This window comes from Providencia sp. 2.29 (assembly GCF_015832305.1).
Classification (GTDB): Bacteria; Pseudomonadota; Gammaproteobacteria; order Enterobacterales; family Enterobacteriaceae; genus Providencia; species Providencia stuartii.
Genome location: NZ_CP065420.1, coordinates 3,433,042 through 3,456,230 on the forward strand (window position 1 = coordinate 3,433,042; position 23,189 = coordinate 3,456,230).

Below are 23,189 nucleotides of genomic sequence, written 5' to 3' on the forward strand. Positions count from 1 at the left end.
TCAGGCTACCCCCAATCGCTTTTTGCCCCAACGGGTCAGCCATTCTGAAACTAATAGTGAAATTAATGCCAAGATAATAGCAATCACACACAAGCGGGCTGCATCCACTTCCGCCCCCGGTGTTTCAATTAAGGTATACATCGCAAGTGGGATGGTTTGTGTTTCTCCGGGAATATTCGATACAAAGGTGATAGTCGCCCCAAACTCCCCTAATGAGCGTGCAAATGCTAATACCGTTCCCACAATAATACCGGGCAGTGATAATGGGATAGTTATCGTAAAAAAGACACGTAATGGCGTCGCGCCTAATGTTCGAGCCGCTTGCTCAAGTTTACGATCAACGGCTTCGAGCGCTAAACGGATCGCCCGCACCATCAATGGAAAAGCCACCACGGCGGAGGCCAATGCGGCACCGCGCCAGCTAAACGTAAAGCTAAACCCAAACCAGCTATACAGCCATTCCCCAATAAAACCGCGGCGTCCCATACTGATCAATAATAAATACCCCACTACCACTGGCGGTAACACCAATGGTAGATGGATAATACTATCCAGCAGTGTTTTGCCGGGGAAATGACAACGCACCAATACCCATGCAACCAAAATACCTAGTGGCAAACTAAACATGACTGCCACACTTGAAACTTTTAAGCTCAGGTAGATGGCTTCCCATTCATAAGCACTTAACATCTGCAATACTAAAATCCCTTAACGTGGGGTGAAACCGTAACGTTTGAATACTTCTGAAGCGGCTGGCGTTTTCAAATATTCATAAAAGTCACGAGTTGCTTGATTATCTTGGTCTTTCACAATAGCCATTGGATATTCAACGGGTTTGTGCGAGTCTGCTGGAAAAATACCAACGACTTTGACTTTTTGGCTAGCAACGGCATCGGAGCCATACACTATCCCTAAAGGCGCTTCATCGCGTTCAACCAAGGCCATACCACTACGCACATTATTGGTACGTGCTAATAACGGATTGACCGTATCCCATGCCCCTAAATAGCTCAATGCTTCTTTCGCATAAATCCCAACAGGAACATGCTCCGGATCGCCTACCGCCAGACGGCCGCCATCAAGCAGCTTTTTCCAATCCGTTTGTTTATTGATCTCCACCTTTTCAATTTTGGAATCTTTGGGTGCGATCAATACCAACTCATTACCTAATAAAGTGTAGCGCGTGTTTTCAACCATCAAATGCTTATCAATAGCATAATTCATCCATTGCTGATCGGCAGAAATAAATAGATTTGCAGGCGCTCCTTGCTCAATTTGACGAGCAAGTGTCGATGATGATGCATATGATGAGACAACTTCTACTTTGTTTTCTTTCTGATATTGTTCAGAAATTTCATTCATCGCATTTGTCAAAGAGGCGGCAGCAAAAACAGTTATTTTCTCTGCTGCAACCGTATGGCTTGCCATAGAAAGTGTTATCGTGACACCCGCCAACAACGTGATCAAATTTTTTTTCATTTCAGTCCACCCTAATATTAGTTATCACGCTATATATAACAGGATATAACGATAACTTAAAGTCATCGCGTGCAGAAAAGTGTGCTAGCGCAATGAATTGCATCAAAACTTATACCAGAAGCAGAAAAGTGAGGGAAGACTTGCTTTAAAAGCGTATCAACCAAAGACAAATAGATAGAGTTGCCTGTTTCTCAGTATACCACTAAAAAACAGGCGAACTTAAATAGGGAGGAGAGTTATTCCTTCTCTGTATGATGGTGCGGAACGTGAGCTTTAGATAGCAGATTAAAGAAAGCCCCGAGGCCGTAAATTAGCCCCATAATCAAAAACATCACAACGGGAACCATCAACAGGGCAAAGCCCATGCTTTTTAAAATTTCTAACATTAAAGCCTCTTCAGTGATACTGTGCCCACCAGCCAACTGATGCGCTGACGAGGGAAAATAAAGCTGAATTTAAATAATAACGTATATAATAGCGGGATAGCTGTCACTATTGTAGACAAATTCTATTTCTAACGACACACTAAACGTGCTTTTTTATTAAGCGTCGCGATGACAGTTTATTTATATACTCTCACTAATACAAAGTACAACTTGAGTATATTCAATCTGATAGGAAGGGTTATATTTATGCAAGCAGAAATCTTACTGACACTAAAGCTACAAGGGAGTTTATTTGCAGACCCTCGCCGAATTTCATTGCTCAAGCAAATCAAAGCAACAGGCTCTATTAGCCAAGGTGCTAAATTGGCTGGGATCAGCTATAAAAGTGCCTGGGATGCTATCAATGAAATGAACCAGCTTGCTGACGATATTTTAGTGGATAGAGCCACTGGCGGTAAAGGTGGTGGTGGCACAACATTGACCCACTATGGGGAAAGACTGCTACAGCTATACGACTTACTGGCACAAATTCAGCAAAAAGCCTTTGATGTTCTCAAAGAAGACACATTACCTCTTGATAGTCTTCTAGCCGCGATTTCCCGTTTTTCATTGCAAACCAGCGCGCGTAATCAGTTTTTTGGTACTCTGATTGCTCGTGACCATCACCAAGTTCAACAACATGTCCAAGTGTTATTGGCCGACAATAAAACCATCATTAATGCCGCTCTTACAGAACAGAGTGCCAACCGTCTACGCCTTACTGAAGGTAAGGAAGTACTCGCTCTGATTAAAGCACCTTGGATAAAATTGACGAAGCAACCAATAAAAAATAGTGAATTTGACAATCAACTCGCTGGGAAGATAACCGCACTTGAACGTGGTCAAGAAAACAGCGAAGTGATCGTGACCCTATTAGGTGGTGAGAGCCTATGCTCTACCCTCAGTAACCAAGAAGTCGATAGCCAACAATTGCAGCTCAACGATAATGTCACAGCGCTATTTAATGCCGATCAAGTGATTATTGCCACACTATGCTAACCACGTGCACTTATCTAAATACGCCATTTCCTCACCAATAGATAAGTGCAAGCTTGTTTTTTGTGCGCCTTTCTCCAGTGAATGATTGACTTTATCTGTAATCATGATTATTTGTTGAGGTGACAGGTAAATAACGACAAAAATAATGACAAAAATAAGGAAGTGGCATGAAAGCAATCACCCTTCGTCACAGCAGCTTTAAGCTCAGTGACACACAAACACTGGATATTCCTGAATTAGCCATTAATCAGCATGAAAGTTGGGCGTTTATTGGGGCCAATGGTAGTGGTAAGTCATCACTTGCAAAAGCGTTATCAGGGGAACTAAAACCACTCTCAGGTATTGTGGAAAATAGCTTTGTATCTCCCGTACGCCTCTCTTTCGAACAACTGCAAAACATGATTAATGAAGAGTGGCAGCGTAATAACACGGATCTGCTTAGTGAAGATGAAGACGATACCGGATATACCGCCGCTGAAATTATCCAACTCCACCACCGAGACAATGAATACTGTCTTGAACTGGCCACAAAATTTGGCATTCACGATCTGCTTTCTCGACGCTTTAAATATCTGTCAACAGGGGAAACACGCAAAGTTTTACTCTGCCAAACCCTTATGGGGGAACCTGATTTATTAGTGCTTGATGAGCCTTTTGATGGCCTTGATGTCTATTCACGAAATAATCTGAGCGAGTTACTTAGCAGCTTATCTGAAAAAGGGTTAACAATTGTATTGATCCTGAACCGATTTGATGAGTTACCCGACTTTATTGACAATATGGGCGTATTAGCCGACTGCAAACTGACTTTATCAGGCAGCCGTGAGTCAGTACTTGCTAACACGTTAATCACCCAGCTTCAACATAGCGAAAGCTTAAAACATCTCACTATCCCTGAAATGGAAGATCCAACGGCTGAAGCCCCACTTCCTAGCGATATTCCACGGGTTATTTTGAAAAACGGCGTGGTCAGCTATAACGACAAACCGATTTTGCATGGTTTGAACTGGCAGGTTAATCCCAGTGAGCATTGGCAAATTATCGGCGAAAACGGTGCAGGGAAATCCACGCTATTAAGCCTAATTACCGGAGATCATCCTCAAGGCTATAGTAATGATTTAACGCTATTTGGTCGTCGCAGAGGCACAGGTGAGACGATTTGGGATATCAAACGCCATATTGGTTATGTTAGTAACAGCATTCATCAAGAGTACCGCGTCGCGACTAGCGTGATTAATGTGATCATCTCTGGGTTCCACGACTCAATTGGTTTATATCAGACACCTTCTGATCGCCAAATTCAACTGGCTTATGAGTGGCTAGCCCTACTCGGTTTTCCCTCACAAACAGCACAACAACCTTTCCATAGCTTATCATGGGGTCAGCAACGACTTGTGCTTATCGCACGCGCCTTAGTCAAACATCCGGCTGTTTTGATTTTAGATGAGCCACTTCAAGGGCTAGATGGTTTAAACCGTTTATTAGTCCTACGTTTTATTGATGTAATGCTCAGCCAAGGCACGACTCAGCTTCTTTTTGTTACTCACCATCAAGAAGATGCGCCAACTTGCATTACCCATCGATTGAAGTTTGTTCCTGATAACGGCAAATATCGTTATGACATAGAAACTGTCGAGCAACAAACGGTCTAACCGCGCCATCATTGGGGTCGATAATGTTTGATTATCGACCTAAATTAATCTAATGATTAGTTCGCACACTTAATACTCAGCTATATAACCTGTTTATTTATATTAATTTTTTATCATTCCAGACCAATAGCTGTGCTTTTTCCTCGGAAAATAACTGAAAACAATTACACTGTGCCGCTTTAAATAATTCGAATAGATTTTAGGAACAACGTATGGCCAGTTGGTTTATTTTGGCGGCTTCACTCACAACACTTGCAACGCATCGATTTATTGCCACATTTTTACTCTTACTTGCGACAACAATAGCACTATTTACGGGTGTACTAAGTTGGCAAGCAATTCTCTTATTTGTCGCCATTATTGTCATTGGCGTGATAGGTTGGCGCTTTCAATATCATGTCTGGGTCAAAGTTATTAGCGAGGTCACGCTTGTTATCTGCTCTGTAGGCCTATTGATTCATTTTTTCCCAGGATTTCATAACCTCAAATACCTCGATAGCGTGATTGTTGGCGAGCAAAGCAGACCATTTACCATGTACTTTAACTTTGATAAGGCCTTGGTTCCTTTTGTTTTGTTATTTTGTCTCCCCAGCCTATTTTCAGCTCAAGCCCCCAAAACAGCAAAACCTTGGCAATGGTGGTTACTGATCATTGCCGTTCCTATGTTATTGGTTGTTGCTGCCATTGCGGGAGGACTAGGTTTTGAGTGGCATTTGCCGACTTGGTTACCTGCATTCATTATTTGCAATTTATTATTTGTCTCATTAGCCGAAGAAGCATTATTTCGTGGCTATCTCCAGCAGCGCCTCACTCAATGGTTTGGCTCCCCTTATCTTGCATTAATCGTGTGTGCCTTAGTGTTTGGGGCTGTGCATTTCGCGGGAGGCCCGTTGCTGATCCTTTTTGCGACCCTTGCAGGGATTATTTATGGACTAGCATGGATGTGGAGTGGCAAATTATGGCTTGCTGTATCGTTTCACTTCGGGTTAAATCTATTGCATCTGTTATTTTTTACTTACCCAGTCAAAATGGTTGCTGGATAAAAAACAAGCTGATTAAGGTACGATTTTTATCCAAATAACCGACTGACTATCACTTTTTTGATTTGGTTTGGGTAAAACATCAGTTGTGACTAGCGTTCGGATTGACTATCCCTATAATGTAAGTCAGCAATGATTCATTTTAATTTGAATGTACTGATAGGAGTTTAAGCTATGGCTGTAACTAAACTGGTTTTGGTAAGACACGGTGAGAGCGAGTGGAACAAAGAGAACCGTTTCACTGGCTGGACTGATGTTGAGCTGTCAGACAAAGGCCGTGAAGAAGCAAAAAATGCAGGCCAACTGCTGAAAGATGAAGGCTTTGTCTTTGATTTCGCCTATACCTCAGTTCTGAAACGTGCTATCCATACCTTATGGAACATCCTTGATCAGGTTGATCAGCAATGGCTGCCTGTTGAAAAGAGCTGGAAACTAAATGAGCGTCACTATGGTGCACTGCAAGGTCTAGATAAATCAGAAACTGCGGCTAAATATGGTGATGAGCAAGTTAAACTCTGGCGCCGTGGTTTTGCCATCACGCCACCTGAGCTAACAAAAGATGACGAACGTTTCCCAGGCCACGATCCACGCTATGCAAAACTGTCTAGCGAGGAACTGCCAGTAACAGAAAGCTTAGCAACAACCATTGAGCGTGTTGTGCCTTACTGGGAACAAGAGATCAAACCACGTGTTGCGGCGGGTGAAAAAGTGATTATTGCAGCTCACGGTAACTCACTGCGTGCGCTGGTAAAATACTTGGATAACATGGGCGAAGAAGAAATTCTTAACCTCAATATCCCAACAGCAGTGCCACTGGTTTATGAGTTTGATGAAAACATGAAACCAATCAAACATTACTATCTTGGCAACCAAGATGAAATCGCTGCAAAACAAGCAGCGGTTGCCAACCAAGGCAAAGCAAAATAATTAAAGTTAAATAAAGTAAAGGGTTGGCTAATCGCCAACCCTTTTTGTATGACATATTCCAATGAATAATAATACGTTAAAAATTAAAATAGATATCTAACGCCTAACACAAGCTCTTGTGACTTAAGGTGCGCTTTCATCTGCTCATCCTGTATGCCACGCGCATTGGCAAAACGATTCATACCGCTTTCGATTTTCCCTAAATCAATATAACGATATCCCAAGTCAAAATTTAATTTATCAATAGGCTCGTAACTTACACCAGCGCCAATCGAGTACGCTAAGTTAGTGTCAGTATTGCTACCATATTGACGTGCGGCATTACCTTGCCATCCCGATGATTTCACTTTTGCAACACCCAATCCCACGGTGCCATACACTGAAATCCCTTGGTAGATATCATAATCACGATAAACATTCAGCATTAAACGCTGCGATTCCGTTTTGTGATGATTAAAGCTGGTTGAAAAAGCGGTTGAGCCACTGGTGTACTCCGCTTTTTTATTAAAACTATACTCCCCTTCGGTACGCCAGCCATTACCATACTGATAACCCGCTGCAAGAGAAGCATTGTAGAAATCATCTTTATCATCACCAGAAACAAACTGGCCAATCCCTGGGCGGAGACTCGTATCCATACTATCCGCTTTTTGCCACACTTTAGAAAGTCGTGCGGAACCGTAATATCCCTCTTGGTTAGTTGACGCAAAAGCACTTCCCATCGTGCTGATTAATGCAAATGTTAACGATGCAAGTTGTAACTTCCTCATTAATATTTCCCTTTAGTTATAATATCGAAAAGGGATTATTTACTTTAGAGACCATTAAAGAAAGAGAAGTTTTTTGAATGATTTGTTCATTTTTACTGAAAACAAAAAATATAAAACTAAGATAATAAAAATAAACAAACTATAATAACGAGTAAATACAGTGAATAGCTCGACAAGAAAAATCTTAAATATTGATTTTTCCTTGCATTATTTATTCATGAGCAGAAAGGCCACAAAAACCCCTTTTACAGGTATTTTTAGCGGATCGTGATTTAAGGTATTTTGGCGTTTTATTTTTGGTAGTGCGATTATGTTCATCATGAACTCATCCGAAAATAGCTCAACACAACCAAAAAGTAAGTTTAGATTGCTCTATCGCTATCCACACCATATCGGTCAATAGCTTTAGAGATTCTAATCTCATAATAAGTAATAGGAGAGTGGTATGCTGCCTGTCGGTTTACCAATCTAAAGAGTACGATTCTCCTATCTAATAACGTAAAAAAGCCAGAGCAACAAGACTCTGGCTTCCTATATGAAATACTATCGATTACTTCTGGCGACGAGCAATCACCGCATCAGACAATTGGCGCAATACTTTTTCTGTATCATCCCATCCGATACATGCATCAGTGACACTTTTCCCATAAACCAGAGGCTCACCTGACTCTAGGCTTTGATTGCCTTCAACAAGGTGGCTTTCGATCATGACACCTGTAATAGAGCGATCACCTTGGCGTAATTGCTCACTGACGTCATCAGCAACTATCATTTGTCTTTCAAATTTCTTGTTACTGTTTGCGTGGCTAAAGTCAATCATAATGCTGGGGGTTAGACCTGCATTCACTAGCCCTTCGCGCACCGCCTTAACGTGTTCCGCACTGTAGTTTGGCTCTTTACCACCACGTAAAATAATGTGGCAATCTGGGTTCCCGCTAGTATTGACGATTGCAGAATGCCCCCATTTGGTGACCGATAAGAAACAATGCGGTGAACGTGCTGAATTAATCGCATCAATAGCGATCTTAATCGTGCCATCTGTTCCATTTTTAAAGCCAACTGGGCAAGAGAGACCAGAAGCCAATTCACGATGTACTTGCGATTCTGTTGTGCGTGCACCAATCGCCCCCCAGCTCATTAGGTCAGCGACATATTGAGGGCTGATCATATCGAGAAATTCACCTGCGGTCGGCAGGCCTTGGTCATTAATTTTCACCAATAGTTCACGGGCAATACGTAGCCCTTCATTGATATTAAAGCTATTGTCCATATTAGGGTCATTAATTAGCCCTTTCCAACCTACTGTGGTACGCGGTTTTTCAAAATACACACGCATCACAATTTCTAGCGAATCTTTGAGTTCTTCTCGTAACTTATTAAGGCGCTCGGCATATTCCAGAGCAGCTTTAGTATCATGAATAGAGCAAGGACCAATCACAACCACAAGGCGATCATCTTCGCCTGACAGTATATTATGGATGGCGAGACGTGCTTCATGAACGGTAAACGCCGCTTTGTCCGTCGCTGGAAACTTCTCCAACAACGCAATTGGTGGCAATAATTCTTTTATTTGTTTAATTCTGACGTCATCGTTCTGATAATTCATACCCGTTAATCCAATGTTTATTTTTTTATATAGATGATTTACATACCCTATGGATTCCAATAGCAGGCCGATGGTAAACACTTACTTTTAAGCGAAGAGAGATTCTCTTACCACTCACAATGCTGCAACTTGAAAGACGACAGGTATCGAAATTTTAATCTAACCGTTCAGCCGCCTTCTGTAAACAGGCAAGCTTAGTATGAAATAGTTAGTTTTAAGCTTTCAGATTATAAAATGAGGCTAAAGGCGATTAAACAGCACAATAGCCCCATATTTAGGGGGAATTTTAGAGTAAAAAACAATAAAAACGGCAAAACATCGATAATGTTACTTTAGCCGTTTTATTGTTAATTTTCGTCACCGTGGTTTATGAGAGGGGCACAGAGCCGTTTTGTTTTGCCGATTTCACCCAAAGCCTTGAACCATTCAGCGCGATACCTAGCAAAATGAGGTACTCTAATGACATCGCATATACCCCTTGCTTATAGAATACGATAATACTAATTACGTTGATGATCACCCATAAAAGCCAATTTTCAACGTACTTACGCGTCATCAGGATCATTGCAACCACAGATAATACTGTCATGGTCGAATCCCAGAATGGAAATGCATCGGGTTCTAACACAGGCATTGTTAGGTTAGCGCCAAACAGATTCAAAATGTTAATTGCCCATTCCGCCAATACCCCAAAGACCCAATCAATATTGTATGTTAGGTAAATGATCACAAATAAAGAGATGATCACTGTTATCGTCGCCTTAGGCAGGCTTAACCAGCGAATTTTCAGTTCCGTTTGTTGCTGGTTATCCACTCGGCTCCACGCATACCAACCATAAATATTGGCGATAAAGAAAAATACCTGTAAAAGTAAATTAGCATACAGTTGGATTTGAAAAAAAATCACCCCAAACAGCGTCACATTGATTAAACCAAACAAGTAATTAATGGTTTTTTCAAGACTAGCTAGCAAAATACATAACAAACCAGCCACTGTTCCTACTGCTTCGATGTATGACAATTCATACACACTATCCCATAGAGGAATATTCACTAATACATTACTTGTGCTAAAGAAATCCATCCCAAAATCCTTCTCTCAACCCTATGTCATGCCACATTATGATTCCGCGTGGCCTCGATATAAACAATAGTGCTCTTTTATTTTAGACTCTCTGCAAAATCTAGCATTCTATTTAAAGGTAACATCGCTTTTTGACGTAGCGCTTCGCTCACATAAATTTGATGTTGCTCCCCGTGACTCTCTAAGGCTTGTGCTATTGCTTTTAAACCATTCATCGCCATCCAAGGGCAATGGGCACAAGTACGGCATGTCGCACCTTCCCCCGCGGTCGGCGCGATATACAAAGACTTATCAGGGCACGCTTGCTGCATTTTATAAAAAATGCCTTTATCGGTCGCGACTATCATTGATGGATGAGGCAACGTTTGCGCCGCTTTGATTAATTGGCTTGTCGAGCCGACAGCATCAGCAAGCTCGACAACAGCTTGAGGAGACTCAGGGTGAACCAGCACCGCCGCTTCTGGATACAGCGCTTTCATTTTGCTCAGAGACTGGGTTTTAAATTCATCATGAACAATACAAGCGCCCTGCCAACACAAAATATCAGCCCCTGTTTGTTGTTGAACATAACGGCCAAGATGGCGGTCAGGCGCCCAAATAATTTTCTCGCCTAGGCTATCAAGATGCTCGATTAATTCTACCGCAATACTGGATGTCACCACCCAATCTGCTCGTGCTTTCACCGCCGCAGAGGTATTCGCATAAACCACCACTGTACGATCAGGGTGCTGATCGCAAAAACGCGCAAAATCCGCCTCTGGGCAGCCTAAATCAAGTGAACATTCGGCATCTAATGTTGGCATTAAAACGGTTTTTTCAGGGCTTAAGATTTTTGCGGTTTCCCCCATAAAACGTACCCCCGCGACTAGCAGGGTTGATGCACTATGACGGGCGCCAAAACGAGCCATTTCCAGAGAGTCAGCAACACATCCACCTGTTTCCTCAGCCAATGCTTGGATTTCAGGATCGGTATAATAATGTGCAACTATCACCGCATTTTTTTCCAGCAATAACGCTTTGATGCGCTCACGATAAAATGCTTTCTCTTCTGAGCTTAGCAATGCAGGTCTAGCAGGGAACGGATAAACCGACTGGTTAAAATCAATAAACTCGCTCATCTTGTGCCTCTGTTTAGCATAATGCAATTTTACATCTAAAATCGCCTATAAAATGGGTCGAAAACCACATTTTTGTTTTATATACTAAACAAGATACCCCAATTCATTGAGGAAGTCTTCTCGATTTTTGGTGATGATGGCGTGATTTCTCACTATTCACTAAATAATCATGATAATTATCGAGTTTTTTAGCATTTTAATCATTTTACAGGTATCTTAGCCACATCAATAAATTCGATGGGTTAGCTATGGAATCACCTGCATCTTTAATCAATAAAATTATTTCCGTTTCTTTGCTCGATCCTAGAATTGATGCCGTCATTTTGACAGGCTCAAGAGGTAGAGAACAACAAATTGATCATTATTCAGACATTGATATTGAATTAGTCGGTTCAGGTGTAACAGCACTTTTTCATGACCAACAATGGATACATCAATTTGGTCAGCCTCTAGTGGCTCTACATCTTACAAATGGTGGTGAAAATGAGCCTGAATGCCCGACTTGTTTAGCGATTTACGAGCAAGGAAGAAAAGTTGATTTTACCTTTGCTGAACCAAGTCGATTGCAAAAGATGAAGCAATATGGGCTTGATAATACTTATGCCCGTGGCTACACCATTTTACTCGATAAAAGCGGTATCACGGATAACCTTCCCGACAGTGATCAGGTACAACTTCCGCCTAAGCAACTCAGTCAAAACAAATTCACGTTTATTGTGAACGAATTTTGGTATGAATCACATCAAGTTGCGATTGCCCTTTCGCGTAATGAACTCTGGAGCGCTTGGTCAAGAGACGTTGATATGAAAAATGCCCTACTGACGATGTTAGAGTGCTATGTCTCAAACAAAAGTAAAGGGCAGCAAGATGTTTGGTATCACGGCAGAGCATATCAACAATGGATGCCAGAGCACATTATCCAAGCAATGGAAACCTTGTTTGATTACCGTAATGCGCAACAAGCTGCATACAGCTTACATCTGTTGATGAAATGCTTTGATGAAATCACGGTGGAAGTCGCCCAGCAGCTCAATTATACCATCGACCACACTCTTGGCCAGCGCATGCAAACACTGGTAGTTGGCATGTTGCAAGATAACAGTTTATTGCCTGAAGGGATCTGACGCGATTTTACCATATAAAACACAATAAAAAACCGCCCCTCTCGTTGTTACTGATGGGGCGGTATCGTTTTTAAGTAAAGCTATTTTTTCAGTTTAGCAAATTCGTCTTTGGCTTTTTGTAACTGTTTTTGGAATTCAGGGTTGGAGTGTAAAGTTGCTACCGCACCCGATGCAACGATACGAGCTGCATCAACATCACTTTGCCAATGGTAACCACAGATGACTCGGCTTTGGCCAAGTTCATAACCACGTTTTAAAATTTTATCTTGGTTTTCTGGGTTAATTTCTGACAATACGAGTGCAGATGCCCAGCCAATTGCGGTGTGTCCGGAAGGATAAGAGCCATTCTTAGATAATTTGTCCTGATCTTTCGTGTTACAGGTAGCAACACCGTAGAACGCAAATGGACGAATGCGCATGTATTTCTCTTTGGCTGAGCGAGTTGCTAAATCCCCCGCATCTTCAATCATATTCGTCAGCAATTTATGAATTTCAGGCGCATCCTTTTCGGTAATGGGATAACCAAAAGCTTCAGAAAATGCGTTCGCAACACCGCCCGCAGCCAGATCAGCATCCTTAGCGGCTTGTTCTCCACGCTCAGTGTTTCGCAATAAACGGCCTTTTTCATACATCGCTTGGTCGTTTAAAAATAAGATGCTGCCCACTTCAGGTGGTGGCGGCAATAACGCTAAACTATCAATAGCCTGTGAGTTTTTTAAATAATAAAGATCGGGTTTAGTTGTCACATCATTGCCGGGAGGGATCGCCGCAAATACACTGGTTGAAACAAAAGCCCCTGCGCAGAATACTGCTAATAGTTTTTTCATCCGCTAGTCCTTTCCTAGTCTTTGCCATAGATAAAATAATTTATATTTTACAAGGTGATCAGTTATTGATGTTTTATTTAGACTAGTCCAAGTAGGTCAGTAATACCTTGCGTAAGTTCTCAAAAAAAGAAGTCAATACCCACACAATAACTCAGGCTGAATGGTTTTTGCTCAAGAGTTAGGTGATGATAGCCACAAGATCGCGACTAAATATCGACTTACTCATACGAAGAGGTTTGAAAATCGGCGTCTACACGGGTCCATTCCCAATGCCGCCCCTTACCCTAATACCGGTATAATTAATCGATTAGGAGAGGATACAGGCGCATTTCTGGAAATCATCGACACATACGAGCCATTGTGGCCAATATAGCGCTATTTTGCTTGATGGGCTTTTAGATTGAATAACACAATTTAACTACGCTAGAAAATGGAAGGATTTGAAGATAATGGCATTTCTATAGATGGTGGGTCGTGCAGGATTCGAACCTGCGACCAATTGATTAAAAGTCAACTGCTCTACCGACTGAGCTAACGACCCATCTAATATGACTGGATTTTGTTATCTTAAGATGGTGGGTCGTGCAGGATTCGAACCTGCGACCAATTGATTAAAAGTCAACTGCTCTACCGACTGAGCTAACGACCCATCTGATATAACTGATTTTTTTATTTTAAGATGGCGGTCGTGCAGGGTGACTCATTGTGTTTGAGGCCTAATACGAACAAGCGTTCAATGAGCTCTTGTTCTACCGACTAAATTAACTCACACATCTTAAAGCACATTAACGAAATAGAGGCTGTTAATGGTGGGTCGTGCAGGATTCGAACCTGCGACCAATTGATTAAAAGTCAACTGCTCTACCGACTGAGCTAACGACCCATTAAACTTAACAACTTATTCTTGCGTCAACGGCGGCTTATATTACTCATTTCTGACGATGGTGCAATGATTTTTTTGAAAAAAACGATTGAATGTACACTTATCATACGGTTAACCCCGAAATATTCGGTAATTACTTCTTCGGGGTTAATCATTAAAGTGAGCTAAGCTTTTTCTCTGCAAGTTTAGCACCAGCGCTATTCGGATACTGTTTCAGCACCTGTTGATAAACCGCTTTTGCTTTATCCTTCTGCCCTTTGTCTTGCATGATCAGGCCGACTTTATACAGGGCCTCACTGCTTTTTTGGGATTTAGGATATTCTTTCACAACAGTTGCAAAGTAGAATGCCGCATCATCTTTGCTACCTTTATTATAGTTAAGTTGCCCTAACCAATAGTTAGCATTAGATTGATAGCTGGATTTGGGATAGCTTTTAATAAAGCTTTGTAATGCACCGATGGCCTCATCGATTTGCGCTTTAGATTTGCTTTTCATCGCAAGCGCAACTGCAGCATTATAATCTTCCTTTTCGCCACCACCAGAAGCTTCTGGTGCAGGTGCTGAAGTGGAGGAGTCCGCTGCTGCCGATGAATTTGATGATTCTGTAGTACCGCCACTCACCTGACCTAATTGCATATACAAATCTTTTTGGCGCTCAACAATTTGATTCAGTTTATATTGATTTTCCTGAATCTGACCACGCAATGTATCGATATCGCGTTGGTTGTCAGCAATCTGTTGCTGGATTTGATATAAGATCTGGCCTTGAGAGTTAACTGCCGTCTCAAGCTGAGTAAGACGATCACCGGATGAACCGGATCCGACATTAATGATTGGCGCTTGGGCAATAGCGGCCCAAGGGGCCGCTACGCCAACCAATAACGACAGACCTACAAATAAATGTCTGAAGTTACTGTTCATAAGAGATAATTTCGCTTATCGATTAGTATGCAATAACTGCACGACGGTTTTTAGCGTAATCAGCTTCTGTGTGACCTAACACAGCTGGTTTTTCTTTACCGTAAGAAACCAGAGAAACTTGATCACCCGCTACACCTTTGCTTTGCAGGTACATTTTAACTGCATTAGCACGACGTTCACCCAGTGCGATGTTGTACTCAGGAGTACCACGCTCATCCGCATGACCTTCAACAACAACTTTAACAGATGGGTTGTTACGTAGGAAAGCTGCATGAGCATCTAACATATCAGCGTATTCTGGAGATACGTTGTATTTATCGAAACCGAAGTAAACGATATTGTTATTTTGCAGTTCTTGCATTTGCTGACGTGCCAGCTCTTCCGCAGACAGACCGCTGTTAGTTTGGTTCATTGAAGAATCCGCGCCATTTTGGTCATTGTTTTTGTTAGAGCTACAAGCTGCGACAGCCATGATTGGTAATGCGATCATCAGCCCTTTAAGCACTTTATTCAGTTGCATCGTTTTGATCCTTAATAGTTTGCCACACATTATTATTATGCATCACAGATACGGCGACCAAGCAGGAAATTTAACCTGTCCATCGGTTGCCGGAAGACGCGCTTTGAAACGCCCGTCGGTCGAAACTAGCTGCAATATAGTCCCCAAGCCTTGAGAGGAGCTATAAATAACCATAGTGCCGTTAGGTGCGATACTCGGCGTTTCATCTAGAAACGTTTTCGTTAAATATTCAACGTTACCCGTCGCCAGATCCTGTTTGGCGATATGCTGCTGACCACCGCCGGAGCTGACCATTACAATGAAAGATCCATCCGGGCTAACATCAGCGTCCTGATTTTGTGTACCTTCCCAGGTCACACGTTCAGGGCTATCGCCATTAATATTAATCTTGTAAATTTGCGGACGACCCGCTTGGTCAGATGTATAGACCAATGTTTGACTATCTGGCATCCAGCTTGGCTCTGTATTATTACTACGACCATCAGTCACTTGACGAATTTGGCCGCTCGCTAAATCCATAATATAAAGATTTAAGCTACCTGTTTTTGACAAAGCAAAAGCCAGTTTAGTCCCATCTGGAGAAAACGCTGGAGCACCATTATGACGAGGGAATGATGCAACCTGACGAACGGCGCCAGTCGATAGCGTCTGAATCACCAGTGCTGAACTGCCACTTTCAAACGTCACATACGCCAAACGCTCACCATCAGGTGACCAAGCTGGCGACATCAAAGGTTCCGGAGAACGATGAACCGTAAATTGGTTATAGCCATCGTAATCAGAAACACGTAATTCATAAGGGTATTGACCCCCTTTATTAGTCACAACATAGGCGATACGTGTACGGAATGCACCACGAATACCAGTCAGCTTTTCAAAAACTTCATCGCTTGCGGTATGGGCGGCATAACGTAACCACTCTTTAGTGACCTTATACTGGTTTTGAGATAAGACCGTGCCTGGGCTACCAGCAACATCAACTAATTGGTAGCTAACCACATAGCTGCCATCAGCCGCGGGTTGGATTTGACCGACAACAACGGCATTAATCCCCAATGCTGTCCAAGCCTCAGGAACTACTTCAGAAGCGGTCGCAGGTTGTTGAGGCATACGACTAGGCTCAATAGGGTTAAATTTGCCACTATTGCGTAAATCAGCACCAACAATTTGCCCGATTTCTTGTGGAGGTGTACCTGAGCCAGACCATTTAAAAGGAACAACCCCTATTGGCTGAGCACTATTAACACCTTCCGTGATCTCAATACGGATTTCAGCCTGAGCAACTGTTGCCCATAACATGAGGAACCCGAGAACTACTTTAAAAGCCTGCTTCATCCTTATCTCCCTTACTGTGGTATTCACTGCCACAATAATTCGCTGAATTTTAACAAAGGTATACTAACAAAACTAGATATTGTAAGAACTATTTATGCTATAGCAGACATAAATTCAATACAGACAGCTCCGACTTATCTTATTTTGGGCTAAATACAACTGTACTTCCTTGTTTTTTAAATGCTTCATACACATCCGCCGGTGGGCGTGGTAACGTTGCAAGGTTTGCAGCTCTGATTGCTGCACTACACAGTGCTGGGTCATTAGAAGCATTATTTTTAGGGGTAATACTTACTAATAAGCCATCAGGTGCAATTTGTAACTTAAGTTCACACGTACGTCCACGGTAAGTATCTGAATCATAAAACTTACTCTGAATCGCGGCTTTTATTTTACTTGCATAATTTTCAACGTCTGCATTGGATGCCCCAGAACGTTTACCGCCACCTTGGCCTGCGGAAGCCGCTCCACCTTCACGACTTGGCCCTGTAGAGGTCAAATCACCGAGTAGATTATCAATCTCAGCGGAATTTTTTGCAGCCTCTGCTTTCTCTTTAGCTGCTTTGGCTTTTGCTTCCTTATCGGCTTTGGCCTTAGCTTCTTTAGCTGCTTTAGCTTTCGCTTCTTTCTCCGCTTTCTCTTTCGCCTCTTTTTCCGCTTTAGCTTTCGCTTCTTTCTCCGCTTTCGCCTTAGCATCAGCCGCTGCTTTCGCTTTTATCGCTTCGGCTTCTTTTTTCGCTTCAGCCTCTGCTTTTTCCTTCGCGGCAGCTTGTTCTTTAATCAAGCGTTCTTTTTCTGCTTTGGCTTTTGCCGCCGCTTCTTCCGCTATTTTTTGCTCTTCCTTCGCTTTTCTTGCCGCTTCAGCTGCTTGTTTTTGTTGCTGCTCAACTTGTTTTTGCCGCTCCTGCGCTTCTCGTTCACTTTGAATACGCTCTTGCTCAAGCTGTTGCAGACGTTTTTGTTCCTGCTCTTGCTTTTCCCTTAGCTCAGCTTCTTGTTTACGCTCTTTCTCTTTACGCTCTTTAGCTGCTTGTTTAGCGCTATTTTCTTGTTGTTGCATTTGGTTATATTGCTGAACAACCGCGCCGGGATCGACCATCACCGCATCGATGACAGTCCCCTCCTCCCCTCCGCCGCCAAGTTTGACAACGGAAACTAAGGAACCAATTATAATTAGGCCTATCAATAAAACGTGCAACGCAAGCGACGTTAGAAGAGAAAGCCTTAAATTATCTTTTTTCTCTTTTGTCTTTCCCACAATTGGTTTCCAAAAAAAGAATCATTACTCACTCAATTACATGGGTTGAGTCATTAAACCGACCGATTTGATCCCAGCTTGATGCAAAATATTCAATGCCTTAATCACTTCATCATAGGGCACTTCTTTTGCACCACCGATAAGGAAAATCGCCTTTGGATTTTTATCTAGCTGAGCTTTCGCTTCAGCCGCAATCTGTTCTGGTGGTAGTAGCTCTAAGCGCTCACCATCAATTAACATATTGTATTGACCAACTCCCGCAACCTCTAAAATAATCGGTGGATTATCGCTTGATGATACGGTCTGGCTTTCAGCGGCATCCGGCAGATCAACCTCCACGCTTTGTGAAATAATCGGTGCTGTCGCCATAAAAATTAGCAACAGTACCAACAAAACATCCAGCAATGGGACAATGTTGATTTCGGATTTTAGCTCACGTCTGCGACTATTGCGCGCCATTCGCTTATCTCCCCGTATTATTTCTTATCAGCAGAGAATGCTTGGCGATGTAAGATAGCCAGAAACTCTTCCATAAAGTTATCGTAGCTCTGTTCTAGCTTATTGACTCGCTGATTTAATCGGTTATATGCCATTACCGCTGGGATTGCTGCAAACAAACCAATTGCTGTTGCAATCAACGCTTCAGCGATACCCGGCGCTACCATTTGTAGTGTTGCTTGTTTAACCGCACCTAATGCAATAAAGGCATGCATAATTCCCCATACCGTACCAAAAAGACCAATATAAGGGCTAATAGAACCAACCGTCCCTAAAAATGGGATGTGCGCTTCTACGGATTCAAGCTCACGGTTCATCGAAATGCGCATAGCACGAGATGCCCCGGTGACAACAGCATCCGGTGCATGAATATTCGCTTGGTGTAAACGAACAAACTCTTTGAAACCTGCATGGAAAATTTGTTCTGCTCCACTTAGCGAGTCACGGCGAGCCTGACTTTCTTTGTATAAGCGAGATAACTCAATACCAGACCAAAACTTATCTTCAAACGCTTCCGCTTCTCGAGCTGCCGCATTTAAAATTTTTGTTCTCTGAATAATGATGGCCCAAGAAGCAATAGAGAAACCAATCAAAACGAACATAATGATCTGAACCAATAGGCTCGCTTTTAGGAATAAATCCACGATATTCATGTCAGTCACTGTTTAAACTCCGCGACAATAGACTTAGGAAGCGCTGTCGGCTTCATTTTTGATGTGTCCACACAAGCAATCAGGGCCGTAGCCCCGCAAAGCAGGTTACCTTGTGAATCAATTAACCTTTGTTGAAAGGTTAAAGAGGCACGCTTCATCTCAATGATTTGTGTCTCAATTTCCAATAAATCGTCCAGCCGAGCCGCTCTGACAAAGTCCGTTGTCATACTCCTGACAACAAACCCGATATTCTCAGCCAGTAAACTTTGTTGATTGATACCTTTATCCCGTAGCATCTCGGTCCTAGCCCGTTCAAAAAAAGCGAGATAACGTGCATGATAAACCACACCGCCCGCATCCGTATCTTCATAATAGACGCGAACAGGCCAACGAAATAACATAACAATCACTCCATCCTAGGTTAAATTAATTAACGGTGCCACTATACTCAAGACGGTGGCGCTTTGGAATGACCTAGGGGTAAAGTTATCAAAAAAAATTATGGATCCGCAGACCCATAATTGACAATTAGATTAGCTGAAGACTTTAACCAAGCCCCAGATAAGGATAATGATGGCAGGTAAAGGATGGAAAAGTAGTCGCCAAATCAATTTATTAGGTCGAAATCCGACACCAAAAATCATGCCACTACAGGTTGCCCAAATAAGTAATAACCCTTGCCAGATAAGAAATGAGCTGGTTTTAGCCGCAAATTGGGTTGGATCCCACATGACACTCCCAGCAATCCCTAACGCTAATATAAGGATAAGGATCCGTACCGGACCCTTATCCAATAGCTGATAGCTTTTATCCACCAGCATTATTTATTACTCGCCATCTTTAGCAGCAGCTTTATCTTCCGCATGCTCTAAAGCTAGAGCTGCAATCACTGCAAAACTACAAGCTAACAGCGTGCCAAGAATCCAGGCAAAATACCACATATGTTATGCTCCTTAATACAGTGAATGCTTGTTGCCTTCGATGAAGTTTTTGTCCAAACGGCCAAACATTTTGTAGTAACACCACGCAGTGTAAGCCAATACAATTGGAACAAAAATAATCGCAACAACCGTCATAACTTGCAGAGTAAACAGGCTAGATGTTGCATCCCACATGGTCAAACTTGCATTTGGCATGATGTTTGATGGCATGATGAATGGGAACATTGCAACACCACAAGTTAAAATGATACAAGCGATAGTGAGAGATGAACTCACAAACGCTAACGCATTTTTGTCTGCTTTACTAAACAGCATAGTCAACAGTGGCAATACCACACCTAGAGCAGGTAATGCCCACAGCACAGGATAGTTGTTGAAATTAGTCAACCACGCACCTGAAGCAACTTCGACAGTTTTGTTCAGTGGGTTAGATACGCTTAATGTATCGATAGTTGAAGTCACAACGTAGCCATCGATACCCATAACCAACCAAGCACCTGCACCTGAGAAAGCCAGCAGAGTTAATAATGCTGTTACATAAGTTGCTTTACGAACACGTAGGTGTAGTTCACCAGTCGTACGCATTTGTAAGTATGTTGCACCTTGAGTCACAATCATCATTAAGCTAACAACACCAGCTAACAGACCATATGGGTTCAGTAGGCCGAACAAGTTACCTGTATAAGTCAGATATTGTTGGCTATCGATTTGGAATGGAACACCTAAAAGCAGGTTACCAAACGCAACACCGATAACTAATGGTGGAACGAAACCACCGATAAATAGACCCCAGTCCCACATGTTGCGCCATTTTGGATTCTCCAACTTAGAACGGTAGTCAAAACCGACTGGGCGGAAGAACAGTGCTGCAAGCACTAAAATCATCGCGACATAGAAACCTGAGAATGCCGCAGCATACACTTGTGGCCATGCTGCAAACATCGCACCACCTGCGGTGATCAACCAAACTTGGTTACCATCCCAGTGCGGCGCAACTGAGTTAATCATGATACGGCGATCAGTATCTGTTTTACCTAGAATTGGTAATAAGAAGCCGACGCCCATGTCAAAGCCATCCGTGACAGCGAAGCCAATCAGCAGAACGCCGATTAGAATCCACCACACAAATCGAAGAACTTCATAATCAAACATAAGTGGACTCCTGTTTACTGAACGTCTTGTGCAGAGTTGTTTTTCTGTTCAAAGTGGTAGCGGCCAGTTTTCAGGCTGCTTGGCCCTTTACGAGCGAATTTGAACATCAGGAACAATTCAGCAATTAAGAACAGTGTATACAGACCACAGATCAGAGCTAGAGAGAAAATCAGATCATGGGTTGTCAAGTTTGAGTGTGCAACGGAAACAGGGAGAACCTCACCGATAGCCCACGGCTGACGACCATATTCTGCAACGAACCAGCCTGATTCAATCGCAATCCACGGTAATGGAATACCGAACAATGCGGTACGTAGTAACCATTTGTTTTGACCAATACGGTTGCGTACCACTGACAGGAAGGATAGACCGATGATAATCAGCAGCAGGAAGCCTACGCCAACCATGATACGGAATGCCCAGAACAATGGACCTACATTCGGGATACTATCTTTAACCGCTTTTTGGATCTGTGCTTCTGTTGCATCAACAATATTTGGTGCGTATTGTTTCAGCAGAAGACCATAACCTAAATCTTTCTTGTTCGCTTCGAAAGATTTACGCAACTCAGGGTCTTTATTACCCGCAAGAAGTTGTTGTAACTCACCGTATGCAATCATACCGTTACGAATACGAACTTCGTGTTGCTTCATCAGATCTTTCAGACCTAGAACTGGTGTATCCAGTGAACGCGTTGTGATAAGACCCATCACCCATGGAATTTCAATTGCAAATTTGTTTTCCATTTTTTCGGTGTCAGGCCAAGCGATCAGGTTAAACGCTGCAGGTGGAGCATGCGTTTCCCACTCAGCTTCTACCGCGGCTAACTTGGTCTTCTGCACGTCACCCATTTCGTAGCCTGATTCATCACCAAGAACGATAACAGATAGTACAGCGGCAATACCGAAGCTTGCAGCGATTGCAAATGAACGTTTAGCAAACGCAAGGTCACGGCCCTTAAGCATATAGTAAGAGCTGATACCCAGAACAAACATCGCACCAGTACAATAACCAGCAGCAACTGTGTGAACGAATTTAACTTGTGCAACAGGGTTCAGGACCAGCTCAGAGAAGCTGACCATTTCCATACGCATTGTTTCGAAGTTAAAGTCTGCAGCGATAGGGTTTTGCATCCAACCGTTCGCAACGAGGATCCACAGCGCAGAGAAGTTAGAACCTAAAGCAACTAACCAAGTCACCGCAAGGTGTTGAGTTTTGCTTAAGCGATCCCAACCAAAGAAGAACAAACCAACAAACGTTGATTCAAGGAAGAATGCCATCAAACCTTCGATTGCCAGTGGTGCACCGAAGATATCTCCAACATAGTGGGCATAGTAAGACCAGTTAGTCCCGAATTGGAACTCCATAGTCAAACCAGTGGCAACACCTAGAGCAAAGTTAATACCAAATAACTTGCCCCAGAATTTAGTCATATCTTTATAAATTTGCTTACCAGACAGCACATATACCGTTTCCATGATCGCAAGCAAAAACGCCATACCAAGCGTTAGTGGTACGAACAGGAAGTGATACATCGCAGTTAAGGCAAACTGTAATCTTGACAGTTCGACAATATCAAACATCTTGACTCCTTGCTCCTAGCAGGAAGACACCGACTTGCGGCAACCCAGCTTCCAATACAATTAAAGAAAGCCTCTTAACTACCAGCAAAAAATGCCTCAAAACAACAAATAATTAACAAAATCAAAAACTCTAACGACACTATAATAATAGTACGCTTATCTTCACATACAATAAACTTCTTTTGCGTGATTCAGATTTGAATTCTGAATATATATCAATAATTATACCCTATAATAGAAAAATGAGTATTTGATCGCACACCAATTTAAGCAAATTATAAAAATAATGCTAGTACTAATGAATTGATTTGCGTCAACTTTTTTGATTGTTGTTAAGCGATTATCCTTATCATCAATTAATGGTTATTTAAATGTTAATTGTCTGTTATTGAT

At 42.4% G+C, this 23,189-nt stretch carries 24 protein-coding genes and 3 tRNA genes; 5 read left to right on the forward strand and 22 right to left on the reverse strand.

What is annotated here, in order from left to right:
• The 3 genes from modB to I3B46_RS16210 form a co-directional block, all read right to left on the reverse strand.
• On the reverse strand, positions 1-690 hold the full coding sequence (gene modB, locus I3B46_RS16200) for a molybdate ABC transporter permease subunit (protein WP_004917815.1): 690 nt from the start codon (positions 688-690) through the stop codon (positions 1-3).
• Between the two features lie 18 nt (positions 691-708).
• Positions 709-1,479, reverse strand: a complete 771-nt coding sequence (gene modA / locus I3B46_RS16205; protein ID WP_014657767.1) for a molybdate ABC transporter substrate-binding protein — start codon at positions 1,477-1,479, stop codon at positions 709-711.
• A 236-nt stretch (positions 1,480-1,715) separates the two neighbouring features.
• Positions 1,716-1,865 (reverse strand): AcrZ family multidrug efflux pump-associated protein, encoded by a 150-nt coding sequence (locus I3B46_RS16210; RefSeq protein WP_014657766.1) that lies wholly within the window; start codon positions 1,863-1,865, stop codon positions 1,716-1,718.
• Between the two features lie 246 nt (positions 1,866-2,111).
• On the opposite strand from I3B46_RS16210, the gene modE reads away from it, so the two are divergent.
• From modE to gpmA, 4 genes are all read left to right on the forward strand, one after another.
• Complete coding sequence (gene modE, locus I3B46_RS16215) at positions 2,112-2,903, forward strand: molybdenum-dependent transcriptional regulator (protein WP_014657765.1); 792 nt, start codon at positions 2,112-2,114, stop codon at positions 2,901-2,903.
• Positions 2,904-3,070: 167 nt separating this feature from the next.
• Entirely contained in the window at positions 3,071-4,555 is a 1,485-nt protein-coding gene (gene modF, locus I3B46_RS16220) for a molybdate ABC transporter ATP-binding protein ModF (RefSeq protein ID WP_053110327.1), read from the forward strand.
• A 212-nt stretch (positions 4,556-4,767) separates the two neighbouring features.
• Positions 4,768-5,598: a CPBP family intramembrane glutamic endopeptidase gene (locus I3B46_RS16225; protein WP_104873341.1), complete on the forward strand. Its 831-nt coding sequence runs from the start codon at positions 4,768-4,770 to the stop codon at positions 5,596-5,598.
• A gap of 171 nt (positions 5,599-5,769) precedes the next feature.
• Positions 5,770-6,522 carry a 2,3-diphosphoglycerate-dependent phosphoglycerate mutase gene (gene gpmA, locus I3B46_RS16230; RefSeq protein ID WP_004917803.1) on the forward strand — a complete coding sequence of 251 codons (753 nt, stop codon included), beginning with the start codon at positions 5,770-5,772 and terminating at the stop codon, positions 6,520-6,522.
• An 83-nt stretch (positions 6,523-6,605) separates the two neighbouring features.
• Here gpmA and I3B46_RS16235 read toward each other — a convergent pair whose 3' ends face one another.
• The 4 genes from I3B46_RS16235 to nadA all read right to left on the reverse strand — a co-directional run bounded on the left by I3B46_RS16235 (position 6,606) and on the right by nadA (position 11,100).
• On the reverse strand, positions 6,606-7,292 hold the full coding sequence (locus tag I3B46_RS16235) for an outer membrane protein (RefSeq protein ID WP_004917800.1): 687 nt from the start codon (positions 7,290-7,292) through the stop codon (positions 6,606-6,608).
• A 550-nt stretch (positions 7,293-7,842) separates the two neighbouring features.
• Positions 7,843-8,898 carry a 3-deoxy-7-phosphoheptulonate synthase AroG gene (gene aroG, locus I3B46_RS16240; protein WP_014657762.1) on the reverse strand — a complete coding sequence of 352 codons (1,056 nt, stop codon included), beginning with the start codon at positions 8,896-8,898 and terminating at the stop codon, positions 7,843-7,845.
• A 367-nt stretch (positions 8,899-9,265) separates the two neighbouring features.
• Entirely contained in the window at positions 9,266-9,982 is a 717-nt protein-coding gene (pnuC, locus tag I3B46_RS16245) for a nicotinamide riboside transporter PnuC (protein ID WP_004917797.1), read from the reverse strand.
• 77 nt (positions 9,983-10,059) lie between these two features.
• Entirely contained in the window at positions 10,060-11,100 is a 1,041-nt protein-coding gene (gene nadA, locus I3B46_RS16250) for a quinolinate synthase NadA (RefSeq protein ID WP_004917794.1), read from the reverse strand.
• Between the two features lie 248 nt (positions 11,101-11,348).
• Here nadA and I3B46_RS16255 point away from each other — a divergent pair, with 248 nt between their 5' ends.
• Positions 11,349-12,224 (forward strand): aminoglycoside 6-adenylyltransferase, encoded by an 876-nt coding sequence (locus tag I3B46_RS16255; RefSeq protein WP_004917792.1) that lies wholly within the window; start codon positions 11,349-11,351, stop codon positions 12,222-12,224.
• Between the two features lie 80 nt (positions 12,225-12,304).
• Here I3B46_RS16255 and phoC read toward each other — a convergent pair whose 3' ends face one another.
• The 15 genes from phoC to cydA form a co-directional block, all read right to left on the reverse strand.
• Positions 12,305-13,051 carry an acid phosphatase PhoC gene (gene phoC / locus I3B46_RS16260; RefSeq protein ID WP_004917790.1) on the reverse strand — a complete coding sequence of 249 codons (747 nt, stop codon included), beginning with the start codon at positions 13,049-13,051 and terminating at the stop codon, positions 12,305-12,307.
• A gap of 465 nt (positions 13,052-13,516) precedes the next feature.
• Positions 13,517-13,592 (reverse strand) — tRNA-Lys (locus I3B46_RS16265).
• 32 nt (positions 13,593-13,624) lie between these two features.
• Positions 13,625-13,700: transfer RNA gene (locus I3B46_RS16270), tRNA-Lys, on the reverse strand.
• Between the two features lie 158 nt (positions 13,701-13,858).
• Positions 13,859-13,934 (reverse strand) — tRNA-Lys (locus tag I3B46_RS16275).
• Positions 13,935-14,088: 154 nt separating this feature from the next.
• Positions 14,089-14,856, reverse strand: coding sequence for a cell division protein CpoB (cpoB, locus tag I3B46_RS16280; protein ID WP_004917784.1), 768 nt, complete (start codon positions 14,854-14,856; stop codon positions 14,089-14,091).
• A 22-nt stretch (positions 14,857-14,878) separates the two neighbouring features.
• On the reverse strand, positions 14,879-15,376 hold the full coding sequence (gene pal / locus I3B46_RS16285; RefSeq protein WP_014657760.1) for a peptidoglycan-associated lipoprotein Pal: 498 nt from the start codon (positions 15,374-15,376) through the stop codon (positions 14,879-14,881).
• 42 nt (positions 15,377-15,418) lie between these two features.
• On the reverse strand, positions 15,419-16,711 hold the full coding sequence (tolB, locus tag I3B46_RS16290) for a Tol-Pal system beta propeller repeat protein TolB (protein WP_196993101.1): 1,293 nt from the start codon (positions 16,709-16,711) through the stop codon (positions 15,419-15,421).
• Between the two features lie 139 nt (positions 16,712-16,850).
• Positions 16,851-17,969 carry a cell envelope integrity protein TolA gene (tolA, locus tag I3B46_RS16295; protein ID WP_004917777.1) on the reverse strand — a complete coding sequence of 373 codons (1,119 nt, stop codon included), beginning with the start codon at positions 17,967-17,969 and terminating at the stop codon, positions 16,851-16,853.
• A gap of 36 nt (positions 17,970-18,005) precedes the next feature.
• Positions 18,006-18,428, reverse strand: coding sequence for a colicin uptake protein TolR (tolR, locus tag I3B46_RS16300; protein WP_004917775.1), 423 nt, complete (start codon positions 18,426-18,428; stop codon positions 18,006-18,008).
• A gap of 17 nt (positions 18,429-18,445) precedes the next feature.
• Positions 18,446-19,129 carry a Tol-Pal system protein TolQ gene (tolQ, locus tag I3B46_RS16305; protein WP_004917773.1) on the reverse strand — a complete coding sequence of 228 codons (684 nt, stop codon included), beginning with the start codon at positions 19,127-19,129 and terminating at the stop codon, positions 18,446-18,448.
• Entirely contained in the window at positions 19,126-19,521 is a 396-nt protein-coding gene (ybgC, locus tag I3B46_RS16310; protein WP_004917771.1) for a tol-pal system-associated acyl-CoA thioesterase, read from the reverse strand. The genes tolQ and ybgC overlap by 4 nt, the downstream gene beginning before the upstream one ends.
• Before the next feature lie 132 nt (positions 19,522-19,653).
• Positions 19,654-19,941 (reverse strand): cyd operon protein YbgE, encoded by a 288-nt coding sequence (gene ybgE / locus I3B46_RS16315; protein WP_004917770.1) that lies wholly within the window; start codon positions 19,939-19,941, stop codon positions 19,654-19,656.
• 6 nt (positions 19,942-19,947) lie between these two features.
• Positions 19,948-20,061 (reverse strand): cytochrome bd-I oxidase subunit CydX, encoded by a 114-nt coding sequence (gene cydX / locus I3B46_RS16320; protein WP_008912071.1) that lies wholly within the window; start codon positions 20,059-20,061, stop codon positions 19,948-19,950.
• Between the two features lie 12 nt (positions 20,062-20,073).
• Positions 20,074-21,213, reverse strand: a complete 1,140-nt coding sequence (gene cydB / locus I3B46_RS16325; protein ID WP_163762157.1) for a cytochrome d ubiquinol oxidase subunit II — start codon at positions 21,211-21,213, stop codon at positions 20,074-20,076.
• A gap of 14 nt (positions 21,214-21,227) precedes the next feature.
• Complete coding sequence (gene cydA, locus I3B46_RS16330; protein ID WP_004917765.1) at positions 21,228-22,796, reverse strand: cytochrome ubiquinol oxidase subunit I; 1,569 nt, start codon at positions 22,794-22,796, stop codon at positions 21,228-21,230.
• Positions 22,797-23,189: the final 393 nt, after the last annotated feature.

What these genes read in the sequence shown, in the direction of transcription:
- modB (WP_004917815.1), bottom strand. Translation starts at nt 690, where the DNA reads ATGTTAAGTGCTTATGAATGGGAAGCCATCTACCTGAGCTTAAAAGTT.
- modA (WP_014657767.1), bottom strand. Translation starts at nt 1,479, where the DNA reads ATGAAAAAAAATTTGATCACGTTGTTGGCGGGTGTCACGATAACACTT.
- I3B46_RS16210 (WP_014657766.1), bottom strand. Translation starts at nt 1,865, where the DNA reads ATGTTAGAAATTTTAAAAAGCATGGGCTTTGCCCTGTTGATGGTTCCC.
- modE (WP_014657765.1), top strand. Translation starts at nt 2,112, where the DNA reads ATGCAAGCAGAAATCTTACTGACACTAAAGCTACAAGGGAGTTTATTT.
- modF (WP_053110327.1), top strand. Translation starts at nt 3,071, where the DNA reads ATGAAAGCAATCACCCTTCGTCACAGCAGCTTTAAGCTCAGTGACACA.
- I3B46_RS16225 (WP_104873341.1), top strand. Translation starts at nt 4,768, where the DNA reads ATGGCCAGTTGGTTTATTTTGGCGGCTTCACTCACAACACTTGCAACG.
- gpmA (WP_004917803.1), top strand. Translation starts at nt 5,770, where the DNA reads ATGGCTGTAACTAAACTGGTTTTGGTAAGACACGGTGAGAGCGAGTGG.
- I3B46_RS16235 (WP_004917800.1), bottom strand. Translation starts at nt 7,292, where the DNA reads ATGAGGAAGTTACAACTTGCATCGTTAACATTTGCATTAATCAGCACG.
- aroG (WP_014657762.1), bottom strand. Translation starts at nt 8,898, where the DNA reads ATGAATTATCAGAACGATGACGTCAGAATTAAACAAATAAAAGAATTA.
- pnuC (WP_004917797.1), bottom strand. Translation starts at nt 9,982, where the DNA reads ATGGATTTCTTTAGCACAAGTAATGTATTAGTGAATATTCCTCTATGG.
- nadA (WP_004917794.1), bottom strand. Translation starts at nt 11,100, where the DNA reads ATGAGCGAGTTTATTGATTTTAACCAGTCGGTTTATCCGTTCCCTGCT.
- I3B46_RS16255 (WP_004917792.1), top strand. Translation starts at nt 11,349, where the DNA reads ATGGAATCACCTGCATCTTTAATCAATAAAATTATTTCCGTTTCTTTG.
- phoC (WP_004917790.1), bottom strand. Translation starts at nt 13,051, where the DNA reads ATGAAAAAACTATTAGCAGTATTCTGCGCAGGGGCTTTTGTTTCAACC.
- cpoB (WP_004917784.1), bottom strand. Translation starts at nt 14,856, where the DNA reads ATGAACAGTAACTTCAGACATTTATTTGTAGGTCTGTCGTTATTGGTT.
- pal (WP_014657760.1), bottom strand. Translation starts at nt 15,376, where the DNA reads ATGCAACTGAATAAAGTGCTTAAAGGGCTGATGATCGCATTACCAATC.
- tolB (WP_196993101.1), bottom strand. Translation starts at nt 16,711, where the DNA reads ATGAAGCAGGCTTTTAAAGTAGTTCTCGGGTTCCTCATGTTATGGGCA.
- tolR (WP_004917775.1), bottom strand. Translation starts at nt 18,428, where the DNA reads ATGGCGCGCAATAGTCGCAGACGTGAGCTAAAATCCGAAATCAACATT.
- ybgC (WP_004917771.1), bottom strand. Translation starts at nt 19,521, where the DNA reads ATGTTATTTCGTTGGCCTGTTCGCGTCTATTATGAAGATACGGATGCG.
- ybgE (WP_004917770.1), bottom strand. Translation starts at nt 19,941, where the DNA reads ATGCTGGTGGATAAAAGCTATCAGCTATTGGATAAGGGTCCGGTACGG.
- cydX (WP_008912071.1), bottom strand. Translation starts at nt 20,061, where the DNA reads ATGTGGTATTTTGCCTGGATTCTTGGCACGCTGTTAGCTTGTAGTTTT.
- cydB (WP_163762157.1), bottom strand. Translation starts at nt 21,213, where the DNA reads ATGTTTGATTATGAAGTTCTTCGATTTGTGTGGTGGATTCTAATCGGC.
- cydA (WP_004917765.1), bottom strand. Translation starts at nt 22,796, where the DNA reads ATGTTTGATATTGTCGAACTGTCAAGATTACAGTTTGCCTTAACTGCG.